This window comes from Candidatus Omnitrophota bacterium (assembly GCA_028699255.1).
Lineage (GTDB): Bacteria > Omnitrophota > Gorgyraeia > 2-01-FULL-45-10 > 2-01-FULL-45-10 > FEN-1322.
This window is the reverse complement of the sequence record JAQVUX010000001.1, coordinates 261,404-279,788: the sequence shown is the minus strand read 5'-3', so window position 1 is coordinate 279,788 and position 18,385 is coordinate 261,404. Positions and strand designations below refer to the sequence as shown.

The window sequence follows — 18,385 nt, the reverse complement described above, 5'->3', positions numbered from 1 at the left end:
ATGCATTACGCAAATCCTAAATATATCACTATCCTCTTTGCGGCCGCTTTGGTTATGTCGCTTTTCTCTTTGTGGGCGGCCAGGCGCAGGAAGCGGCTTATGAACAGGTTTGTCGAAAAGGCCCTATCCGGTTCGATCGCGCCTACTGCCAGCGTAAAGCGCAAGATTATCAAGTCGGCCCTGCTTATCATAGCGGCGCTTTTAATGTTATTCGCGCTCGCGCGCCCGCAATGGGGTTTCGAGTGGAAAGAAGTCAAGATGAAGGGGCTTGATATACTGATAGCTGTCGATGTGTCGAAGAGTATGCTATCTCCCGACGTAAAGCCGAACAGGCTTGAGCGCACGAAATTCGCTATAAAGGACCTGGTGAAAAAGCTTAACGGCGACAGGGTGGGCCTCGTCGCGTTTGCGGGCACCGCATTTTTACAATGCCCGCTCACGATCGACTACAACGGATTTTTGCTGACGCTTGACGATCTGAGCGTTGTAACTATTCCGCGAGGCGGTACTTCGATATCCGGCGCTATACGCGAAGCGATAAATGTTTTTAAAGGTCAGGACAAGAAATACAAAACTCTCGTACTTATTACCGACGGAGATGATCTTGAGGGCGACCCCCTGAAGGCCGCCGCCGAAGCGTCCGGGCAGGGCATAAAAATATACTGTGTTGGCGTCGGGACATTTGAAGGTTCGCTCATCCCGGCGACCGGCGAGCGCGCTTCCGGCAGATGGGTCGCGGATAGCTCCGGCAATGTCGTAAGCTCAAAACTGAATGAGGAGCTTCTGAAGAAGATAGCGATCTCGACGGGCGGCAGTTACGTGCGGGCGACGCAGTCCGATTTTGGGCTTGTTCTGCTGTACGACAAAAGCATATCGCGGCTGGAGAAAAAGGATATTGAAGGCAAGGCGAGCAAACAGTACCAGGAACGATTTGGTTATTTCCTGGCCCTGGCGGTACTGCTCCTTATGATCGAACCGTTTATTCCTGAAAAGAAGAGGCAGTCCAGGTGAAGAAAATATCCCTGATAACCATTTTTTTATTGCTCGCATCGGTAAATAATTCTGCGGCCGCATCCATCAAGGATGATGTCAAAAAAGGAAATCTGTTATATAATAGCAATCGTTATGCCGAAGCGGCTAAGGTTTATGAAGCGGCCGCGGCCAAGGATCCCGCGGCGGGGATATCGTCGTATAATCTCGGGCTGGCGAAATACAGACTTAATAGTTACGGCGCGTCGGTCGAGAAGTTCAACAGCGCCATAGCGTCGGGGAAACGCGGGATAATTCCCGCCTCCGATTACAACATCGGCAATGTTTATTACCGGCAGGGCGCCGTCGCGGAAAAAGCGGATGATGTTAAAAAAGCGAAAGAGTCATACGAAACAGCGCTGAAGTTTTATCGGCGATCTATAGATCTCGATCCTGCTGATAAAGATGCGAAGTTCAATTATGAGTTTGTAGATAAGAAATTAAACGACCTGGCGGAGAAATACCAATTTAAGAAGAACGAAAAAAAGGATGAGAAGAAGGACGAAAATAAGGACAAGGATAAAAAGGACCAGAAGGATCAACAGCAAAAGAACCAGAAAGATAAACAGAATCAGCAGGGGCAAGGCCAGGGGCAGGATAAGGATAAACGAGAGAAGGATCAACAACAGAAAGATAAGCAGGACCAAAAGGACCAACAACAGAAAGATCAGCAAGACCAACAAGACCAGAAGCAGGATCAGCAACAGGATCGGCAACAAGCTAAGCAAGATGAAGAAAAGAAGCAGGGCGAGGATCAGCAACAACAATCCCAGCAACAGGGCAAATCTCAGGAGAAGAAGGACGGAGAACAGGGCGCGGCAGAGAAGAGTGAGGAAGGGAAAAAGGAAGATCGGAACAAGGGTAGCGAAGAGAAGGGCCAACAGCAGAAGGAAGAAGATAAGAAGCAGGGGGAGACCAAGCAAAAAGAAGGAAAGCAGGAAGAGACAAAGAAAGGCGAAGGTAAGGAAGAAGAGAAGCCGCAGGGTGGAGAAGAAAAGAAGGAGCAGGGGGAAGAGCCTAAAGAGGCTGATCAGAAAAAGAATGAAGAACCCCAGGGGGCCGACCAGAAGGAAGAGCGGCAACCTCAACCCGCAGACGGCGCAGAGGAAGACAAAGCAAAAGCCGAGCAGGCGGGTCTACAGGCTTACCAGGCTCCGCAATCCGAGGGTCAGGGCGTAGAGATGTCCGAGCAGGAAGCGAAGATGATGCTCGAGGGGTATAAAGGCGAAGAGGCTACAGGCATGGTCGTGCGGATGAGAAAAAAGAACGTCGATCTCCCCGAGCCCGCCAGGGATTGGTAAAAAACGAGTTTGAAAAAAATAATGAGATGAAGAATTTCAGGATTATTACACTGATTTTTATACTGACATTTGCGATTTGCGGGGCTGTGTCTGCCGGCGACGTGAAGTTCGAGGTGTCTCTCGACCGAGAGAGGGTGGCTCTCGGCGATACGGCTCAGCTCGGCCTCTCTTTCCGTGGGACGCAATCTATGCCGGCGCCGGATATCGGTAACATCGACGGGCTCGAGGTGCGATATATGGGCCCGTCTACCATGATGACGGTGATTAATGGCCAGGTTTCGAGTTCGGTGACGCATATGTATCTGGTACAGCCTCTACGTGTCGGAAAGTTTCCCCTCGGGCCATTCGCTTTTAAATACAAGAACGACAATTACACATCCAACAGTATAGTGCTTACCGTTACGGAGGACAGGCCGATACAGCGCAGTCGGCCACAACCTGCGGCGACGGAACCGATGCCTTCTGAAAAAGCAAACCTTGAGGACCGGATATATGTTACTCTGAATCTTGAAAAACCCACCGCCTATGTTAACGAACTGATACCTGTTATTGTGAAGCTATATGTGAACCGGCTGAACGTAAGCGATATACAACTGCCGGCTTTTTCGCAGGAGGGTTTTTCTAAAGTAGAATTCAAGGAGCCCAGGCAGTACAGGGAGAGCATCGGCGGTCTTACATTCGATGTCCTGGAGTTCAAGACCAATCTGTACGCTACGCGTCCCGGCGATTATAAAGTCGGTCCCGCGCGGATTAAATGCAATCTTGTTGTGCGCAAGAGGGGCACGGGCGCGTCTATGCGCGACGATATGTTTGGCGCGGATCCCGCGCTTAAAGATTCGTTCTTCGACGATTTTTTTGCCCAATATTCAAAAGAACCTATGGAATTAAAATCGGATGAGGTCCGCCTGATAATATCTGCTCTTCCGAAGGAAGGTATGCCCAAAGATTTTTCCGGCGCGGTCGGTGATTATCAATTCATATATGACGCGTCACCGTCCAAAGTGAAGACCGCCGATCCCGTTACCGTACGTATGGTGATAAACGGCACCGGCAATTTTAATACAGTTCTCCCGCCTAAGATCGAGAATACCGAAGGGTTCAAAGCGTACGAGCCGGAAGTGAGGACGCAGGAAAATTCAAAAACTTTTACGCAGGTGCTGATACCGGAGACGGAAAAGGTTACCCAGTTGTCAAAGGCATCATTCAGTTATTTTGACCCGATCGCTAAAGAATACAAAACGATAACGCACGGCCCGATACCTCTACAAGTCGAGAAAGCGAAAGAGGAGTTGCCGTCCAAGGTAGTTGGCCCCGCGCCTTCCCCCATGAAAGCGGAAGATTCGTTGCCGGCCGGCGATATCGTATATATTAAGGATACGCCCGGTAGATGGATACCGCGGCAGAGCCAGGTGTATCGCACTGCGGCCTTTCATTTAGGTTTTATAATCCCCGCGATAACGCTATTCGCTATATATATAGTAGTAGGCAGAATGAACCGGATAAAACATGATTCTGTTTATGCTTCGCGCCTGGCCGCTTTAAAGATCGCCAAGTTCGGGATGCGGCCGCTTAAGGCCAGGGCCAGGACGGGTGATTCCAGAGTATTTTATGAGGAGCTTTTTAAGACGATGCAGGGCTATCTCGGCAACCGTTTGCACATGCCGCCGGCAGGACTCACGGTCGATATGGTGAGCCATCGCCTCATCGCGCATGGCGTCGAGACGGCCGTGATTACCAAAGTGCGGAATCTGTTCACGGTATGCGATGAATCCAGGTTCGCTTTTCTGCGGTTTCCGAAGGAGAAGATGCAGGATGATTATAAGGAATTGGAAGACATCATAAAGTATCTGGAGCGGGTTCGATTATGAGAAAGATAATATTTGCGACGGTAGCAGTGTTTTTAATAATAGTTTCTGCGGTTTCCGCGGAAGAGAAAGCTCTGGATCCGAATAAACTATTCTATTCCGCGAACAGTCTTTATGAAAAACGCGACTATGAAAAATCCCTGGAAGAATATTCCCGGATCCTTGATATGGGTAAGACTAGCGGACCGCTGTATTACAATATGGGTAACTGCTATTTTAAGATGGGGAAATTAGGCTACGCTATACTCTTCTATGAAAAGGCGCGGCGCGTCATGCCTCAGGACGGCGATCTGAAGGCGAATCTCGATTACGCCGTATCGCTTATCGGCGGCTCGACGGTGGATACCCCGCGTAAAAATCCTGTCGTGAGTATTATAAAAGCGCCATTCAAAGATTTTAGCCTGAATGCTATTGCGGTATCCGTTGTGTTCCTGTACTTCGTATTCGCCATCCTTCTGGCTATCGGTATCGTAACGCCCGTAGCGGCGAAGAAGATCCGGGCCATGTACCCTGTCGCATTGAGCCTGCTGATAATCAGCATCGGCGCGTTCGCGATACGTTATTACGATGAAGAGATATTGCGCCGCGGCATAGTGGTGAACAAAGGCGTTGAGGCGAAGTACGAGCCGATAGACAAGTCGACCATTTTTTACAGACTGCAGGAAGGCGATGAGGTATCCGTCATAAAAACGCGAGACGGATGGAGGCAGATTAGGCGCATAGATGGCAGAGTAGGATGGGTACCTAAGACTACTATTGAGGAGATATAAAAAAATATTAAAAAAAATCTTGACATATTCCGCAATTCTGTTATAATCCCTTAACTAATTTATTTTCGATAAAACATATAGAACAAGATCATCGACGAGTTTTATATTAACGACAACTCTGATACGAGATTTTTTTGTCTTTTTAGTTTTTGTTTAACACGTCAATTGTGTAAAACAGCGTGTATGACAGCCGCTAACGCTAAAAACGGCTAAAGCGGCTGCAGTAGCTCAGTCGGTAGAGCACATCCTTGGTAAGGATGAGGTCATCGGTTCAATCCCGATCTGCAGCTCCATAAAGAATAGTATAAAAAGCGGAGGAAGTTATGGCAAAGGAAAATTTTGTAAGGAGCAAGCCGCACGTCAATATAGGCACCATCGGCCACATCGACCACGGCAAGACTACTCTTACGGCGGCTATACTTGCTACTCTCGCGAAGAAGGGCAAGGCCACGGTTAAAAGCTACGCCGATATCGCCAAAGGCGGTACCGTCCGTGACGAAACCAAGACCGTAACGATAGCGGTCGCGCACGTCGAATACGAAACAGAGAAGCGCCATTACGCGCACATCGACTGCCCGGGCCACGCCGACTACATTAAGAACATGATCACAGGCGCCGCCCAGATGGACGGAGCTATCCTCGTAGTATCCGCTGTAGACGGCCCGATGCCTCAGACAAGAGAGCACATCCTCTTGGCCCGTCAGGTCAACGTTCCTTCAATAGTGGTATTTCTCAATAAAGTAGACTTAGTAGAAGACAAAGAACTCGTAGACTTAGTCGAACTCGAAGTAAGAGAGCTTCTGACCAAGTATAACTTCCCCGGGGACAAGACCCCTGTAATAAGAGGAAGCGCCCTTAAGGCTATGACCCAGGCCGATAACGCGGATGCGGTAAAGCCTATCATGGATCTTATGGAAGCGTGCGATACATTCATCCCCGAACCTAAACGCGACATCGATAAGCCGTTCCTTATGCCCATAGAAGACGTATTCTCCATCACAGGCCGCGGCACAGTAGGAACAGGCAGGGTCGAACGCGGTATCATAAAGGTAGGCGAGGAGATAGAGATAGTAGGTATAAAGCCGACCAAGAAGAGCGTTGTAACAGGCGTCGAGATGTTCAGAAAGCTCCTCGATTCAGGACAGGCCGGCGACAACATAGGCGTTCTCTTAAGGGGCATTGAAAAGACCGATCTTGAGCGCGGCCAGGTACTCGCCAAGCCCGGTTCGATCACGCCTCACACGAAGTTCAAAGCAGAAGTGTATATATTAAGTAAAGAAGAAGGCGGCCGTCATACGCCGTTCTTTAATGGATACAGACCGCAGTTCTACTTCAGAACTACCGACGTTACCGGCGTAGTTACCCTCCCGAAAGATGTTGAGATGGTAATGCCCGGCGACAACGTCCAGTTCGAAGTAGTGCTCATAACCCCGATAGCCATGGAAAAGGAACTGCGCTTCGCCATACGCGAAGGCGGCCACACAGTAGGCGCCGGGGTTGTAACCGAAGTGATAGAGTAGAGAAAATGGCACAGGAGATAATTCTCTTAGAGTGTTCGCAGTGCAAGAACAGAGATTATTCATCTACGAAGAATAAGAAGAAGAATCCGGATAAACTCGAGTTGAAAAAGTTTTGCAGGACTTGCCGGAAGCACACGTTGCATAAGGAGATTAAGTAAGAGTAACGCCTCCCTTAATCCCGCAAGGCAAACGCCAGGAGATTGGTTTGGTTGAAAGCCGAGGCCAGTAGCTCCAATTGGTAGAGCGGCGGTCTCCAAAACCGCGTGTTGGGGGTTCGAGTCCCTCCTGGCCTGCCAATTTATTTCGCCCGTCAATTGTAAAAAATTGTGGTAGGGCCGGTAAATTTAAACGAATGGTAAAACTATGGCAAATAAAGTCGCATCGTTTTTTAACGACATAAAGCTTGAGATGCTGAAAGTTTCCTGGCCAAACAGGCAGGAACTTATAGGTTCGACGGTTATCGTTATCGTATCGCTGGCCATCTTGTCGTTGTTTATAGGTATATGCGATCTATTCCTGTCCAAGCTGGTCAATATAATAATGACAAGGATCTAACTACAAGACGCGATATGGCTAATCATTGGTACGTAATACATACTCAGACAGGATACGAAGACAGGGTCAGGACCATTTTGGAGGCGAAGGTTAAGGCCGGCCTTGCTAAAGAAAAAATAAGCCAGATACTGGTGCCGATCGAGCAGGTTTCGGAGATAAAGGCCGGCAAGAAGAGGATATCCCAGCGCAAGTTTTTCCCCGGATATATTCTCATCGAGATGGAGCTTACCGACGAAACATGGTACATGATCAAAAGCATCCCCGGCGTTACAGGGTTTGTAGGCGCGGGCGCGCGGCCGCTTCCTTTAAGGGAAGACGAGATTGACGCTATTTTAAAGCAGGCCAAAGAAGCAAAAGAAAAACCGACTCCGAAAGTTACTTTTGAAAAGGGTGAGGCAGTCAGGGTGAACGATGGCCCGTTTACGAATTTCAACGGCACGATAGAAGATACGAATGTGGCTAAAGGCAAAATCAAGGTGATGATATCGATATTCGGCAGAGCAACGCCGGTCGAATTGGAAACCTGGCAGGTAGAGAAGGTATAAAAATATGGCAAAGAAGGTAAAGGCGGTTATAAAGTTGTATTGTCCGGCCGGCGCGGCAAACCCCGCACCTCCGGTAGGGCCTGCGCTCGGTCAGCACGGTCTTAACATAATGGAGTTCTGCAAACAATTTAACGCAAAGAGCCAGGGGCAGGATGGCATGACGTTGCCGGTAGTTATCACGGCTTACGAGGACAGGACGTTTACTTTTATTATCAAAACACCACCGTGCTCCATTCTTTTAAAGAAGGCCGCCGGCGTAGCAAAAGCGAGCGGCGTTCCCAATAAAGAAAAGGTTGGTAAGGTAACAATAGATCAGGTAAAAGATATCGCCAAGATGAAACTTAAAGACTTGAACACTACCGATATCGATAAAGCAGTTAATATCGTAAAGGGTACCGCAAGGAGCATGGGTATCGAGGTGACGGAATAATGGCAACCGAAAAACTTACAAAGAGAGCAAAGGCAGTACAGCCGATGGTCGATAAGAACAAGACCTATGGACTTAAAGAGGCTATTGCTATTTTAAAAAAGGCGCCCAAACTGAAATTTGATGAAACAGTCGACATCGCGGTTAAATTGAATGTCGATCCGAAGCAGAGCCAGAGCGCGTCGATCCGCGGTACGGTAAGCTTGCCTCATGGTACCGGTAAGACGGTGAAAGTCGTGGTTTTTTGTAAGGGTGAGGAAGAGAAGAAAGCGAAGGCGGCCGACGCCGATTATGTCGGGGCTGAAGATCTTATTGCGAAGGTGCAGGGTGGGTGGGCCGATTTCGATGTAGCTATAGCAACGCCTGACATGATGAGAGACCTGGCAAAGCTTGGTAAGGTTTTGGGGCCAAGAGGACTCATGCCGAATCCGAAATCCGGCACGGTGACTAACGATACAGCCAGGGCAATCAAGGAAGTAAAAGCCGGGAAGATAGAATTTAAGATGGATAAGCAGGCGGGAATACATGCCCCGCTTGGCAAACTTTCGTTTACCGAAAGCGCATTATACGAAAATGCTGTGGCTTTGATAGACGCGATAATGACTACGACGCCTCAGGGCGGGAGTCCTACCGCAGGGCATGTCAAGACATTGTTTATCTCAACGACGATGGGCCCCGGGATAAAACTCGATATCGCGCAATTCAGGAAGGACTAATACTAATATGGTAACGCTCGAAAAATTCGGCAAGATGTGCAAAGAAAAGATGCTGGCGGAATTACTTCTGCGGTTCACCAACCATCCGAATTTTGTGATAACAAGTTTCATGGGAACTTCCACCGGCCAACTCGAGCAGTTGCGGCGCGGTTTAAAGAAGTCCAATGGAAATTATTTCGTCGTAAAGAATTCGATATTAAAAATTATTTTCAGCAAACTTAAACTTGAAGAGGATATCGCTAAGATAGAAGGCGGTATGGGCATATCATTGTGCGGAGAAGATGTAGTGGCCGCCTGCAATATGCTTGTAAACTTTTCCAAGACGAATGACAAGTTCAAGATAAAAGGAGCCGTTATTGACGGGAGGCGCCTGTCGTCCGAAGAGATAAAGACGTTAGCCGCCCTGCCGCCCAGGCCTGTTCTTATCGCGAAGGTTGTCGGAGGCATCAAGTCGCCGATAACGGGATTTGTAATCACGATGGGTGGTATTTTACGAAAATTTGTTTGTGTGGTGGACGCAATAAAAGTGAGTAAAGAAAATATGCAAGTCCCGGCATCGGCGCCTGAGACGAAGGCATAAAAATCAAAGTCAAAGAAGGAGAGGGAATAATGGAAACGAAAGAAGCGAAAGTAGAACTGACTGAAAAAATGAAAAGCGTGATGGATACCATCGAGAAGATGACCGTCATGGAGCTCGCGGACCTGGTAAAGGCTCTCGAGGATAAATTTGGCGTAGTTGCGGCCTCGGCCGTAGCGGCCCCGGCGGCGGGTGCGGCGGCAGGTGCGGCGGCGGCCCCAGCCGAAGAGAAGTCTGTATTCACGGTAGTTCTGGCAAGCGCAGGAGCCAACAAGATCCAGGTCATTAAAGAGTTGAGGACTATCACGAGCCTTGGCCTTAAAGAGGCAAAAGACTTAGTTGACGGCGCTCCAAAAACGGTCAAAGAAGGCGCGACGAAGGAAGAAGCCGACAAGATAAAGAAACAGCTTGAGGCGGCCGGCGCGAAGATAGAGCTGAAATAATCAACTAACCGCGAAAGAGATATGATAAAAAGAAAAAGCTACGCAAAGCTGGAAGAGTGCTATAAGCTTCCCAATATGCTCGAGATCCAACTCGATTCGTACTTTGATTTTTTGCAGATGGACGTTCCAAAGTCCAAACGTAAGAAGGAGGGGTTGGAGTCCGCGTTCAGAGAGGTATTCCCGATAGAGACTGCGGATGGCGAGTATAAGCTCGACTATCTGAGTTATACTATCGGTAAGCCGAAATATATCATACCTGAATGTAAGAAGCGTGGTATGAGTTTTGCGGGCGCGTTGCGGATAATGATGAGGCTGAAATCTAAAAAAGAGACCAAGGAGCAGGAAGTCTATTTAGGCGATATCCCGCTTATGACGGATACCGGCACGTTTATAGTTAATGGCGATGAGCGCGTAGTTGTAAGCCAGCTTCACCGATCCCCCGGCATATCTTTCGAATCCGAGCCACACCCGTCCGGTAAGAACATCTTCTCGGCGCGTATTATCCCTTACAGGGGCGCGTGGGTAGAATTCGAATTCGATATAAACGATATCCTTTACGTTTATGTAGACAGGAAGCGAAAATTCCTGGCCACGGTATTCTTAAGGGCATTCGGTTATTCCAGCGATGAAGATATATTGAAGGCGTTTGGCGGTATCGAGGTGAATGAAATTTCCAGGTCGGCTCAGTTAGAGAAGCTCATCGGTGAGACGCTCGCATGCGATCTTACGGAGAAAGAGACGAACGTCTTAATAGCGTCCAAGTTTGACGTTATAACGAAGGAATTGGCGGATAAGATATGGGCATCGACGATACGTAAGGTTACTACTATAAAGGTTGTCATCCCCGAGATCATAAATACTCTCAAAAAAGACCACACGCGAAATAAAGAAGATGCATACCTTGATATATATAGGAAACTGAGGCCGGGCGATCCCCCGACACCGGAATCCGCGCTTAATTTAGTTACCCGGCTTTTCTTTGATAATAAGAGGTATGATCTGGGCGACGTAGGGCGCTATATGCTGAACCGCAAGCTCGATATGAATGTTTCTCTGGAGGAGAGGCTGATCACCCCGCAGACGCTTGTAAAAGTAGTTTTGAAGCTGATCGATGTGAAGAGCGGGAAGGGCGCAACCGATGATATAGACCATTTAGGTAACAGGCGCGTGCGCTGTGTGGGTGAGTTGCTTTTGAATCAAATAAGAATAGGCCTTGCCAGGGTCGACCGTTCCTGCCGGGAGAGAATGAATATATATGACCTGTCGAATGTAATGCCCCATAACCTTGTGAACTCGAAGCTCATTTCGGGTGTGGTGCGCGATTTCTTTGGCAGAAGCCAACTTTCGCAGTTCATGGATCAGACGAACCCGCTTGCTGAATTAACCCACAAGCGGCGCATGAGCGCTTTAGGGCCTGGCGGTCTCAATAGAGAACGCGCCGGATTTGAAGTGCGTGACGTTCATTATTCCCACTACGGCCGTGTATGTCCGATCGAAACACCCGAAGGTCCGAACATAGGACTTATCGCGTCCCTTAGCACTTACGCCAAGATAAATAAATACGGTTTTATCGAAACGCCGTATCGCAAGGTCGAAAACGGCAGGGTTACCGATAAGATCGATTACCTATCGGCCGATATCGAAGACTTGTATATTATCGCGCAGGCCAACGCAAAGATAGACGATAAAGGCCATTATGTCGAGGATAAGGTTTTCTGCAGGTTCAAAGACGATTTTATACAAACCGAACCGAAAAATGTCCAGTACATGGATGTTTCTCCGAGACAGCTTGTAAGCGTCGCCGCATGTCTTATACCATTCCTCGAACACGACGACGCTAACCGCGCATTGATGGGCTCGAACATGCAACGCCAGGCCGTTCCATTACTCTATACCGAGTCTCCTCTTATCGGTACGGGTATCGAGTATCGCGCCGCTAAAGATTCCGGAGCTGTCATAGTGGCGAAGGATTCGGGCACTGTTACCGCGGTAGACGCGAGCGAGATAACCATAAGCGGAAAAAATTATAGACTGAGTAAATTCGAGAGATCGAACGCTAATACCTGCGTGAATCAGAGGCCGATCGTGGCGCTGGGTGACAAGGTAAAAGAGGGCGATGTCATAGCGGACGGCCCGGCAACCGATAACGGCGAGCTTGCTCTCGGCAAGAACGTTCTGGTCGCATTTATGCCGTGGAGAGGCTACAACTTCGAAGACGCTATACTGTTGAGCGAGAAATTAGTTGCCGAGGACAAATATACCTCGGTTCATATAGAGGAATTCGAAATCGAAGCGCGTGATACCCGGCTCGGAAATGAAGAGATCACCAGGGATATTCCGAACGTAGGCGATGAAGCGTTACGCAATCTTGATGAAAGCGGGATAATACGGATAGGCGCAGAGGTTGAGCCTGGAGATATCCTGGTGGGTAAGGTTACGCCAAAATCCGAAACCGAGCTTTCGCCTGAAGAGAAACTTTTGAGGGCGATATTCGGCGAGAAGGCCGGAGATGTCAGGGATTCATCCCTTATAGCGTCACCCGGCGTCGACGGTATCGTGGTCGATGTGCGGATATTCTCCAGAAGAGATGCCAGATCAAAGACAAAGGAAGAAAGAAACGTCGAGAATAAAGAAATTAAAGTGCTCGAAGAGACCTTCGGCGCTCAGATAGAAAAAGTTAAAGAAGAAAAATACAAAAAGCTACACAACCTGCTTACGGGGCAGAAGCTTGCGGCCGGCATACTCGACCAGGAGTCGGGCCGTGCGCTTATCTCACAGGGTAGGACCGTCAGAGTGAAAGATCTTAAGCGGATAGTCGAAAAGGGCGACCTTGAGACCATAAAGCTTAATAACCCCGACGCGGAACAGGAGATAGCCAGGGTTACGCGTCTTCTCGACAGCCAGATCGAGGAATTGACTTTCGAACTGGAGCGTGAAATAGACAGGGTAAAACGCGGCGATGAGCTACCGCCCGGCGTATTGAAAAAAGTAAAGGTTTATGTTGCCAGCAAGAAGAAGATATCCGTTGGTGATAAGATGGCCGGACGCCATGGTAACAAGGGAGTTGTGGCAAAAATACTTCCGGAAGAGGATATGCCGTTCCTGGCCGATGGCACCCCGGTGGAGATAGTTTTAAATCCGCTTGGCGTACCAAGCCGTATGAACGTAGGGCAGATACTTGAGACGCATCTGGGTTGGGCCGCGAAGATCCTGGGATTTAAAGTTTCAAGTCCGGTTTTTGACGGCGCAACTGAGGCGGAAATAAAGAGTGAGATGCAGAAGGCCCTGATACCCCCTGAAGGGAAAGTGACTGTTTACGACGGGTTTACAGGAAAGCCGTTTGATCAGAAGGTAACCGTTGGCTACATATATATGCTGAAACTCGCGCACTTAGTCGATGACAAGATACACGCTCGCTCGATCGGGCCGTATTCGTTAGTAACTCAGCAACCGCTCGGCGGCAAAGCGCAGTTCGGCGGACAGAGGTTCGGCGAAATGGAAGTGTGGGCCCTCGAAGCCTACGGCGCGGCATATACTCTGCAGGAGCTATTGACGGTAAAGTCTGATGACGTGGTTGGCAGGACGAAGATATATGAGGCTATAGTTAAAGGTGACAACAAGCTTCAGACAGGAACCCCGGAATCGTTCAACGTTTTGGTTAAGGAATTGCAATCTCTCGGTCTCGAGATAAAGCTGGAAAAAAAGCCCGTAGAGGATAAGGATAGCCAGATATGATAGAAGACAGCGTTTTATTTAACGCGATAACGATCAAAATAGCGTCGCCGCAGATCATAAGGTCATGGTCTAAAGGTGAAGTGAAGAAGCCGGAGACTATCAACTACCGGACACTTAAGCCCGAAAAAGACGGTCTTTTCTGCGAACGCATATTTGGGCCGACCAAGGATTATGAGTGCAATTGCGGTAAATACAAACGCATAAAGCACAAGGGTATCGTTTGTGACCGTTGCGGCGTCGAAGTTACGCGTTCCAGCGTAAGGCGCGAGCGCATGGGTCATATTGAACTTGCCTGTCCGGTATCGCACGTATGGTTTTTTAAGGTTATGCCTTCGAGGATAGGCATCCTCATTGGCCTTACTTCAAGAGAGCTTGAAAAAGTGCTTTACTACGAAGAGTACATCGTTGTCGATCCGGGCGATACGCCGCTTAAGAAGATGGAGCTTCTATCGGAAGAGAGATATAAGGAGTATAAAGATAAGTTCGGCCAGAAATTTACCGCGAAGATGGGCGGCGAAGCGATACGTGAACTTTTAAAAGAGATAGACCTCGATAAGCTTGCCGCTAAAACGAAACGCGAAATAAAAGATTCAAAGACGGATAACACACAGAAGCGGTCGGTCAAGATAATGCGCCTTATTGACGCTCTGAAGCTTTCGGGCAACAGGCCCGAGTGGATGATTCTCGATATACTACCGGTTATACCGCCAGATCTGCGTCCGCTCGTACCGCTCGATGGCGGCAGGTTCGCGACAAGCGATCTGAACGACCTCTACAGACGTGTAATTAACAGGAACAACCGTCTAAAGAAGCTTATAGAGTTGAAAGCGCCCGAGATCATTGTACGCAACGAGAAGAGAATGTTGCAAGAAGCCGTCGACGCGTTATTCGATAACGGCAGACACGGCAAGGCGGTTCTTGGCCCCGGCAACAGACCGCTTAAATCTTTGAGTGATATGTTAAAGGGCAAGCAGGGCCGTTTCAGACAGAACCTTCTCGGCAAGCGTGTCGATTATTCCGGCAGAAGTGTTATAGTAGTAGGGCCGGAGCTTAAATTAAACGAATGCGGATTACCCAAGAAAATGGCTCTGGAGCTTTTTGAGCCCTTTATAATAAAGAAGCTGAAAGAAAAAGGTTTTGTTCATACGATAAAGAGCGCAAAAAAGATGGTCGAGAAGGCGAAGCTCGAGGTGTGGGATATCCTTGATGATGTTATCAAAGACCATCCGGTAATGCTGAACAGAGCGCCGACACTCCACAGACTCGGCATCCAGGCGTTCCAGCCGATATTGATAGAAGGAAATGCTATACGAATACATCCGCTCGTATGTACCGCGTTCAACGCAGATTTCGACGGCGACCAGATGGCGGTTCACGTGCCTCTTTCGGTCGAGGCGCAGACAGAGTGCAAACTGCTGATGCTGTCCACGAATAACATATTCTCACCAGCCGACGGAAGGCCGATCACCAGTCCAACGCAAGATATCGTATTGGGTTGCTACTATATGACCAAAGAAAAGCCCGGCGCCAAGGGTGAGGGGAAATCTTTTAGTTCGCCCGAGGAAGTGCGTATAGCTTATGAAGACGGTGAAGTTGATTTGCATGCAAAAATAAAAGTTCTTATCGACTCCACTTTGATCGAGACGACTGTGGGCAGGGTTTTCTTCAATCAACTGCTTCCTGCCGGTATCGGATATGTCAACGAAACGATGAGTAAGTCGAAGCTTGGTAAGACTATATACAAATGTTACAAGATCAAGGGGCATTTGAGCGTTGTGAAGCTTCTCGATCAGTTGAAACGCGCGGGATTCGAAGAGGCGACGAAGGCGGGTCTTTCCATATCGATCGACGACCTTAAGATACCCATAGAGAAGAAAGAATATATACAGCGTACGACCGCGGACGTCAAACACGTCGAAGAGCAATACAAGCGTGGTTTAATAACCGACAGAGAGCGTTATAATAAGATAATTGACCTCTGGACACACACCACCGACGACGTTTCCGATCTGATATTCAAAGAATTAGATTCGTTCAATCCAATATTCATGATGGCCGATTCTGGCGCGCGCGGTTCCAAGTTGCAGATAAGACAGTTGGCGGGCATGAGAGGTCTTATGGCAAAACCTTCCGGCGAGATCATAGAGACGCCTATTACGGCGAATTTCCGCGAAGGGTTGACGGTGCTCGAATATTTCATCTCGACTCACGGAGCTCGTAAAGGATTGGCCGACACAGCGCTCAAGACAGCGGATTCCGGCTATCTGACCAGGAGGCTCGTTGATGTTGCGCAGGATGTTATCGTCAGTATAGATGATTGCAATACATTGAATGGCATTCTGATAAGCGCGATCATCGAGGGTGACGAAGTTGTGGTAAAGTTATCCGAGCGTATCGTAGGCAGGGTTGCGCTTGATAACGTAGTAGATATTATAACCGATACGGTCATAGTTGAAGCCGGCACCGAGATCACGGAAGAAAAAGCCAGACAGATAGAAGAGGCCGGCATCGAGAAGATAAGGATACGTAGCGTATTGACTTGCGAAGCTAAGCACGGATGTTGCGCCAAGTGCTACGGCCGTAATCTTGCTACCAACCGTATGGTCGAACTTGGTGAAGCGGTCGGCATAATCGCGGCTCAGTCGATAGGTGAGCCCGGAACACAGCTTACGATGAGAACGTTCCATATCGGTGGTACCGCGTCCAGGATCGTCGAGCAGTCCTATATTGAATCCAAAAATAAAGGCGCTGTTAAATATCATAATTTAAAAGTAGTCGCGACCAAAAAAGACGGTGAACTCGTAGTTCTTAACAGGAACGGGCAGTTGAGCATAAACGATCCGCAGGGTCGTGAGCTCGAGCGGCACACTATTCCCCAGGGCGCAATGATACGTGCGGATGAGGGCAAGATGGTGGATGTCGGGACGATCTTCGTAAAGTGGGATCCGTATACGGTGCCTATTCTTACCGACGTTTCGGGTAACGTTAAATTTGAAGATATCAAAGAAGGCGTTACCATGAAGGAAGAGATTGACCCCGCGACCAAGCTGAAGAACAGGGTTATCGTAGAGCATAAGGGCGATTACCATCCACAGATAATCATATTGGGTAAAGGCGGCGAGGTTGCCGCTATATATCCTATACCGGCTGGTGCGCACATAGTTGTGGCAGATGGCAAGGAAGTTTCGGCTGGCGATGTTCTTGCGAAGACGCCGCGCGTATTCACCAAAACGAAAGATATCACAGGCGGCTTGCCGCGTGTAGCTGAGCTTTTTGAGGCAAGGCGTCCGAAAGATCCCGCGATCATAAGCGAGATCGACGGTATTGTGGAGTTCGGCGAGTCGAAAAAAGGACAGAAACGGGTAATAGTTAAATCCTCGACCGGCATGAAGAAGGAGTATGTGATACCGCACGGTAAGCACCTCAATTTTTATAAAGGTGACAAAGTATTGGCCGGTCAGCAACTTGTTGATGGGCCGGTGGTTCTTCAAGACATACTCGCAGTATCAGGCGATAAAAAGCTTCAGGAATATCTTGTTAACGAAGTGCAGGAAGTATACAGGTTGCAGGGTGTTAACATAAACGATAAACATATCGAAGTAATAGTCCGACAGATGTTGCGTAAGATGAAGGTTGAGGATCCGGGCGATACGTCGTTTCTTCTCGGTCAGCAGGTCGACAAGACCATTTTCCTGGAGGAGAACAAGCGCGTAACGAAGAAGAAGGGTAAGGCGGCTAATGCGACGCCTATACTTCTCGGTATCACGAAAGCATCTCTTAACACGGAAAGTTTTATCTCGGCGGCAAGCTTCCAGGAGACGACGAGGGTTTTAACGGAAGCCGCGGCGAGCGGTAAGACTGACGGATTACGCGGGCTTAAGGAAAATATTATAATGGGCCACCTCATACCGGCGGGAACCGGATTTGGTGCGCACAGAAATATTTCAATAGTAAAGCATGTCTTTGATGATACTAAGAAAGAGACAGCAAAAGAAGAAGTAAAAGAAGAAACGAAAGAAAAGGAAGCCGTATAAATTATGCCGACAATCAGCCAGTTGATAAGATTGGGTAGAGAGAAATTCAGCAACAGGAGCAAGTCTCCTGCGCTGAAGAGTTGCCCGCAGAGAAGGGGCGTCTGCCTGCAGGTAAAGACGCAGACACCTAAGAAGCCAAACTCCGCCTTGAGAAAAGTCGCGAGGGTTCGTCTTACAAATGCCATTGAAGTTACGTCGTATATCCCGGGAGTCGGGCACAACCTGCAGGAGCACTCGATCGTACTTGTAAGGGGTGGCAGGGTAAAAGACCTTCCTGGGGTACGGTATCACATAGTAAGAGGAGTGCTTGATACGGCCGGTGTGGTTGACAGGAAAAAATCAAGATCCAAATATGGCGCTAAGAAGCCTAAGGGAAAAGCGGTGGCCAAATGAGAAGACGTAGAGCCCTAAAAAGAACTGTAGTACCTGATCCAAAGTATAAGAACGTTACCGTTTCCAGGTTTATCAACGTTGTTATGAAAGAAGGCAAGAAGGCGGTAGCTGAACGCATCGTATATAAGTGTTTTGATATTATGGCGGAGAAGACCGGCAAGCCGGCCATGGAAGTATTCCAGAAGGCCATGGATAATGCCAGGCCGCTTCTCGAGATCAAACCGAGAAGGATAGGCGGCGCGACGTACCAGGTGCCGATAGAGGTCAGGCCGGAGCGCGGAGTTTCCATAGCCATGAGATGGATCAGGAATTTTGCCAGGACTAAGAAGGGAAAGCCGATGGAAATAAAGCTGTCGGACGAATTACTGGACGCGTATAAAGGTGAAGGGTCGGCTGTAAAGAAACGTGACGATACTCATAAGATGGCAGAGGCCAATAAAGCGTTCGCACATTACAGATGGTAAAAAGTACGAGA

16 protein-coding genes and 2 tRNA genes are annotated in these 18,385 nt (G+C 48.7%); all 18 read left to right on the top strand.

All coding sequences use genetic code 11. The features are described from left to right. The 18 genes from PHS46_01535 to rpsG all read left to right on the top strand — a co-directional run bounded on the left by PHS46_01535 (position 1) and on the right by rpsG (position 18,374). A complete protein-coding gene (locus PHS46_01535; GenBank protein MDD3905196.1) occupies positions 1-1,011 on the top strand; it encodes a VWA domain-containing protein in 1,011 nt (336 codons plus the stop codon). After that, positions 1,008-2,330, top strand: a complete 1,323-nt coding sequence (locus tag PHS46_01530) for a tetratricopeptide repeat protein (protein MDD3905195.1) — start codon at positions 1,008-1,010, stop codon at positions 2,328-2,330. The genes PHS46_01535 and PHS46_01530 overlap by 4 nt, the downstream gene beginning before the upstream one ends. After that, entirely contained in the window at positions 2,324-4,198 is a 1,875-nt protein-coding gene (locus PHS46_01525) for a BatD family protein (protein ID MDD3905194.1), read from the top strand. The genes PHS46_01530 and PHS46_01525 overlap by 7 nt, the downstream gene beginning before the upstream one ends. Then, positions 4,195-4,965, top strand: a complete 771-nt coding sequence (locus tag PHS46_01520) for a tetratricopeptide repeat protein (GenBank protein ID MDD3905193.1) — start codon at positions 4,195-4,197, stop codon at positions 4,963-4,965. Before PHS46_01525 ends, PHS46_01520 begins: the two co-directional genes overlap by 4 nt. 217 nt (positions 4,966-5,182) lie before the next feature. Next, a tRNA-Thr gene (locus PHS46_01515) sits at positions 5,183-5,258 on the top strand. A gap of 30 nt (positions 5,259-5,288) precedes the next feature. Next, positions 5,289-6,485: an elongation factor Tu gene (tuf, locus tag PHS46_01510; GenBank protein ID MDD3905192.1), complete on the top strand. Its 1,197-nt coding sequence runs from the start codon at positions 5,289-5,291 to the stop codon at positions 6,483-6,485. Between the two features lie 5 nt (positions 6,486-6,490). Further along, a complete protein-coding gene (rpmG, locus tag PHS46_01505; protein MDD3905191.1) occupies positions 6,491-6,643 on the top strand; it encodes a 50S ribosomal protein L33 in 153 nt (50 codons plus the stop codon). A 61-nt stretch (positions 6,644-6,704) separates the two neighbouring features. Continuing rightward, positions 6,705-6,781 (top strand) — tRNA-Trp (locus PHS46_01500). Between the two features lie 67 nt (positions 6,782-6,848). Further along, a complete protein-coding gene (secE, locus tag PHS46_01495) occupies positions 6,849-7,040 on the top strand; it encodes a preprotein translocase subunit SecE (GenBank protein MDD3905190.1) in 192 nt (63 codons plus the stop codon). A 14-nt stretch (positions 7,041-7,054) separates the two neighbouring features. Then, positions 7,055-7,585, top strand: a complete 531-nt coding sequence (gene nusG, locus PHS46_01490) for a transcription termination/antitermination protein NusG (protein ID MDD3905189.1) — start codon at positions 7,055-7,057, stop codon at positions 7,583-7,585. Positions 7,586-7,589: 4 nt separating this feature from the next. Then, positions 7,590-8,015 (top strand): 50S ribosomal protein L11, encoded by a 426-nt coding sequence (gene rplK, locus PHS46_01485; GenBank protein MDD3905188.1) that lies wholly within the window; start codon positions 7,590-7,592, stop codon positions 8,013-8,015. Continuing rightward, positions 8,015-8,728, top strand: a complete 714-nt coding sequence (rplA, locus tag PHS46_01480) for a 50S ribosomal protein L1 (GenBank protein MDD3905187.1) — start codon at positions 8,015-8,017, stop codon at positions 8,726-8,728. The genes rplK and rplA overlap by 1 nt, the downstream gene beginning before the upstream one ends. A gap of 7 nt (positions 8,729-8,735) precedes the next feature. Beyond that, positions 8,736-9,308 (top strand): 50S ribosomal protein L10, encoded by a 573-nt coding sequence (rplJ, locus tag PHS46_01475; GenBank protein MDD3905186.1) that lies wholly within the window; start codon positions 8,736-8,738, stop codon positions 9,306-9,308. Between the two features lie 68 nt (positions 9,309-9,376). Further along, the gene (gene rplL / locus PHS46_01470) at positions 9,377-9,748 is read left to right on the top strand and encodes a 50S ribosomal protein L7/L12 (protein ID MDD3905185.1); all 372 of its coding nucleotides are present in this window, start codon (positions 9,377-9,379) and stop codon (positions 9,746-9,748) included. A gap of 21 nt (positions 9,749-9,769) precedes the next feature. Continuing rightward, positions 9,770-13,483: a DNA-directed RNA polymerase subunit beta gene (rpoB, locus tag PHS46_01465; protein ID MDD3905184.1), complete on the top strand. Its 3,714-nt coding sequence runs from the start codon at positions 9,770-9,772 to the stop codon at positions 13,481-13,483. Further along, the gene (rpoC, locus tag PHS46_01460; protein ID MDD3905183.1) at positions 13,480-17,517 is read left to right on the top strand and encodes a DNA-directed RNA polymerase subunit beta'; all 4,038 of its coding nucleotides are present in this window, start codon (positions 13,480-13,482) and stop codon (positions 17,515-17,517) included. Before rpoB ends, rpoC begins: the two co-directional genes overlap by 4 nt. A 3-nt stretch (positions 17,518-17,520) precedes the next feature. Further along, complete coding sequence (gene rpsL / locus PHS46_01455) at positions 17,521-17,910, top strand: 30S ribosomal protein S12 (GenBank protein ID MDD3905182.1); 390 nt, start codon at positions 17,521-17,523, stop codon at positions 17,908-17,910. Beyond that, complete coding sequence (gene rpsG / locus PHS46_01450) at positions 17,907-18,374, top strand: 30S ribosomal protein S7 (protein ID MDD3905181.1); 468 nt, start codon at positions 17,907-17,909, stop codon at positions 18,372-18,374. Before rpsL ends, rpsG begins: the two co-directional genes overlap by 4 nt. Positions 18,375-18,385 lie beyond the last annotated feature (11 nt).

Bases quoted from the DNA above. Each gene is read 5' to 3' on its own strand.
- nusG (MDD3905189.1), top strand. From the start codon at position 7,055: ATGGCTAATCATTGGTACGTAATACATACTCAGACAGGATACGAAGAC.
- rplA (MDD3905187.1), top strand. From the start codon at position 8,015: ATGGCAACCGAAAAACTTACAAAGAGAGCAAAGGCAGTACAGCCGATG.
- rpsL (MDD3905182.1), top strand. From the start codon at position 17,521: ATGCCGACAATCAGCCAGTTGATAAGATTGGGTAGAGAGAAATTCAGC.
- rpoC (MDD3905183.1), top strand. From the start codon at position 13,480: ATGATAGAAGACAGCGTTTTATTTAACGCGATAACGATCAAAATAGCG.
- rpsG (MDD3905181.1), top strand. From the start codon at position 17,907: ATGAGAAGACGTAGAGCCCTAAAAAGAACTGTAGTACCTGATCCAAAG.
- PHS46_01535 (MDD3905196.1), top strand. From the start codon at position 1: ATGCATTACGCAAATCCTAAATATATCACTATCCTCTTTGCGGCCGCT.
- PHS46_01520 (MDD3905193.1), top strand. From the start codon at position 4,195: ATGAGAAAGATAATATTTGCGACGGTAGCAGTGTTTTTAATAATAGTT.
- rpmG (MDD3905191.1), top strand. From the start codon at position 6,491: ATGGCACAGGAGATAATTCTCTTAGAGTGTTCGCAGTGCAAGAACAGA.
- secE (MDD3905190.1), top strand. From the start codon at position 6,849: ATGGCAAATAAAGTCGCATCGTTTTTTAACGACATAAAGCTTGAGATG.
- rplK (MDD3905188.1), top strand. From the start codon at position 7,590: ATGGCAAAGAAGGTAAAGGCGGTTATAAAGTTGTATTGTCCGGCCGGC.
- tuf (MDD3905192.1), top strand. From the start codon at position 5,289: ATGGCAAAGGAAAATTTTGTAAGGAGCAAGCCGCACGTCAATATAGGC.
- rpoB (MDD3905184.1), top strand. From the start codon at position 9,770: ATGATAAAAAGAAAAAGCTACGCAAAGCTGGAAGAGTGCTATAAGCTT.
- rplL (MDD3905185.1), top strand. From the start codon at position 9,377: ATGAAAAGCGTGATGGATACCATCGAGAAGATGACCGTCATGGAGCTC.
- rplJ (MDD3905186.1), top strand. From the start codon at position 8,736: ATGGTAACGCTCGAAAAATTCGGCAAGATGTGCAAAGAAAAGATGCTG.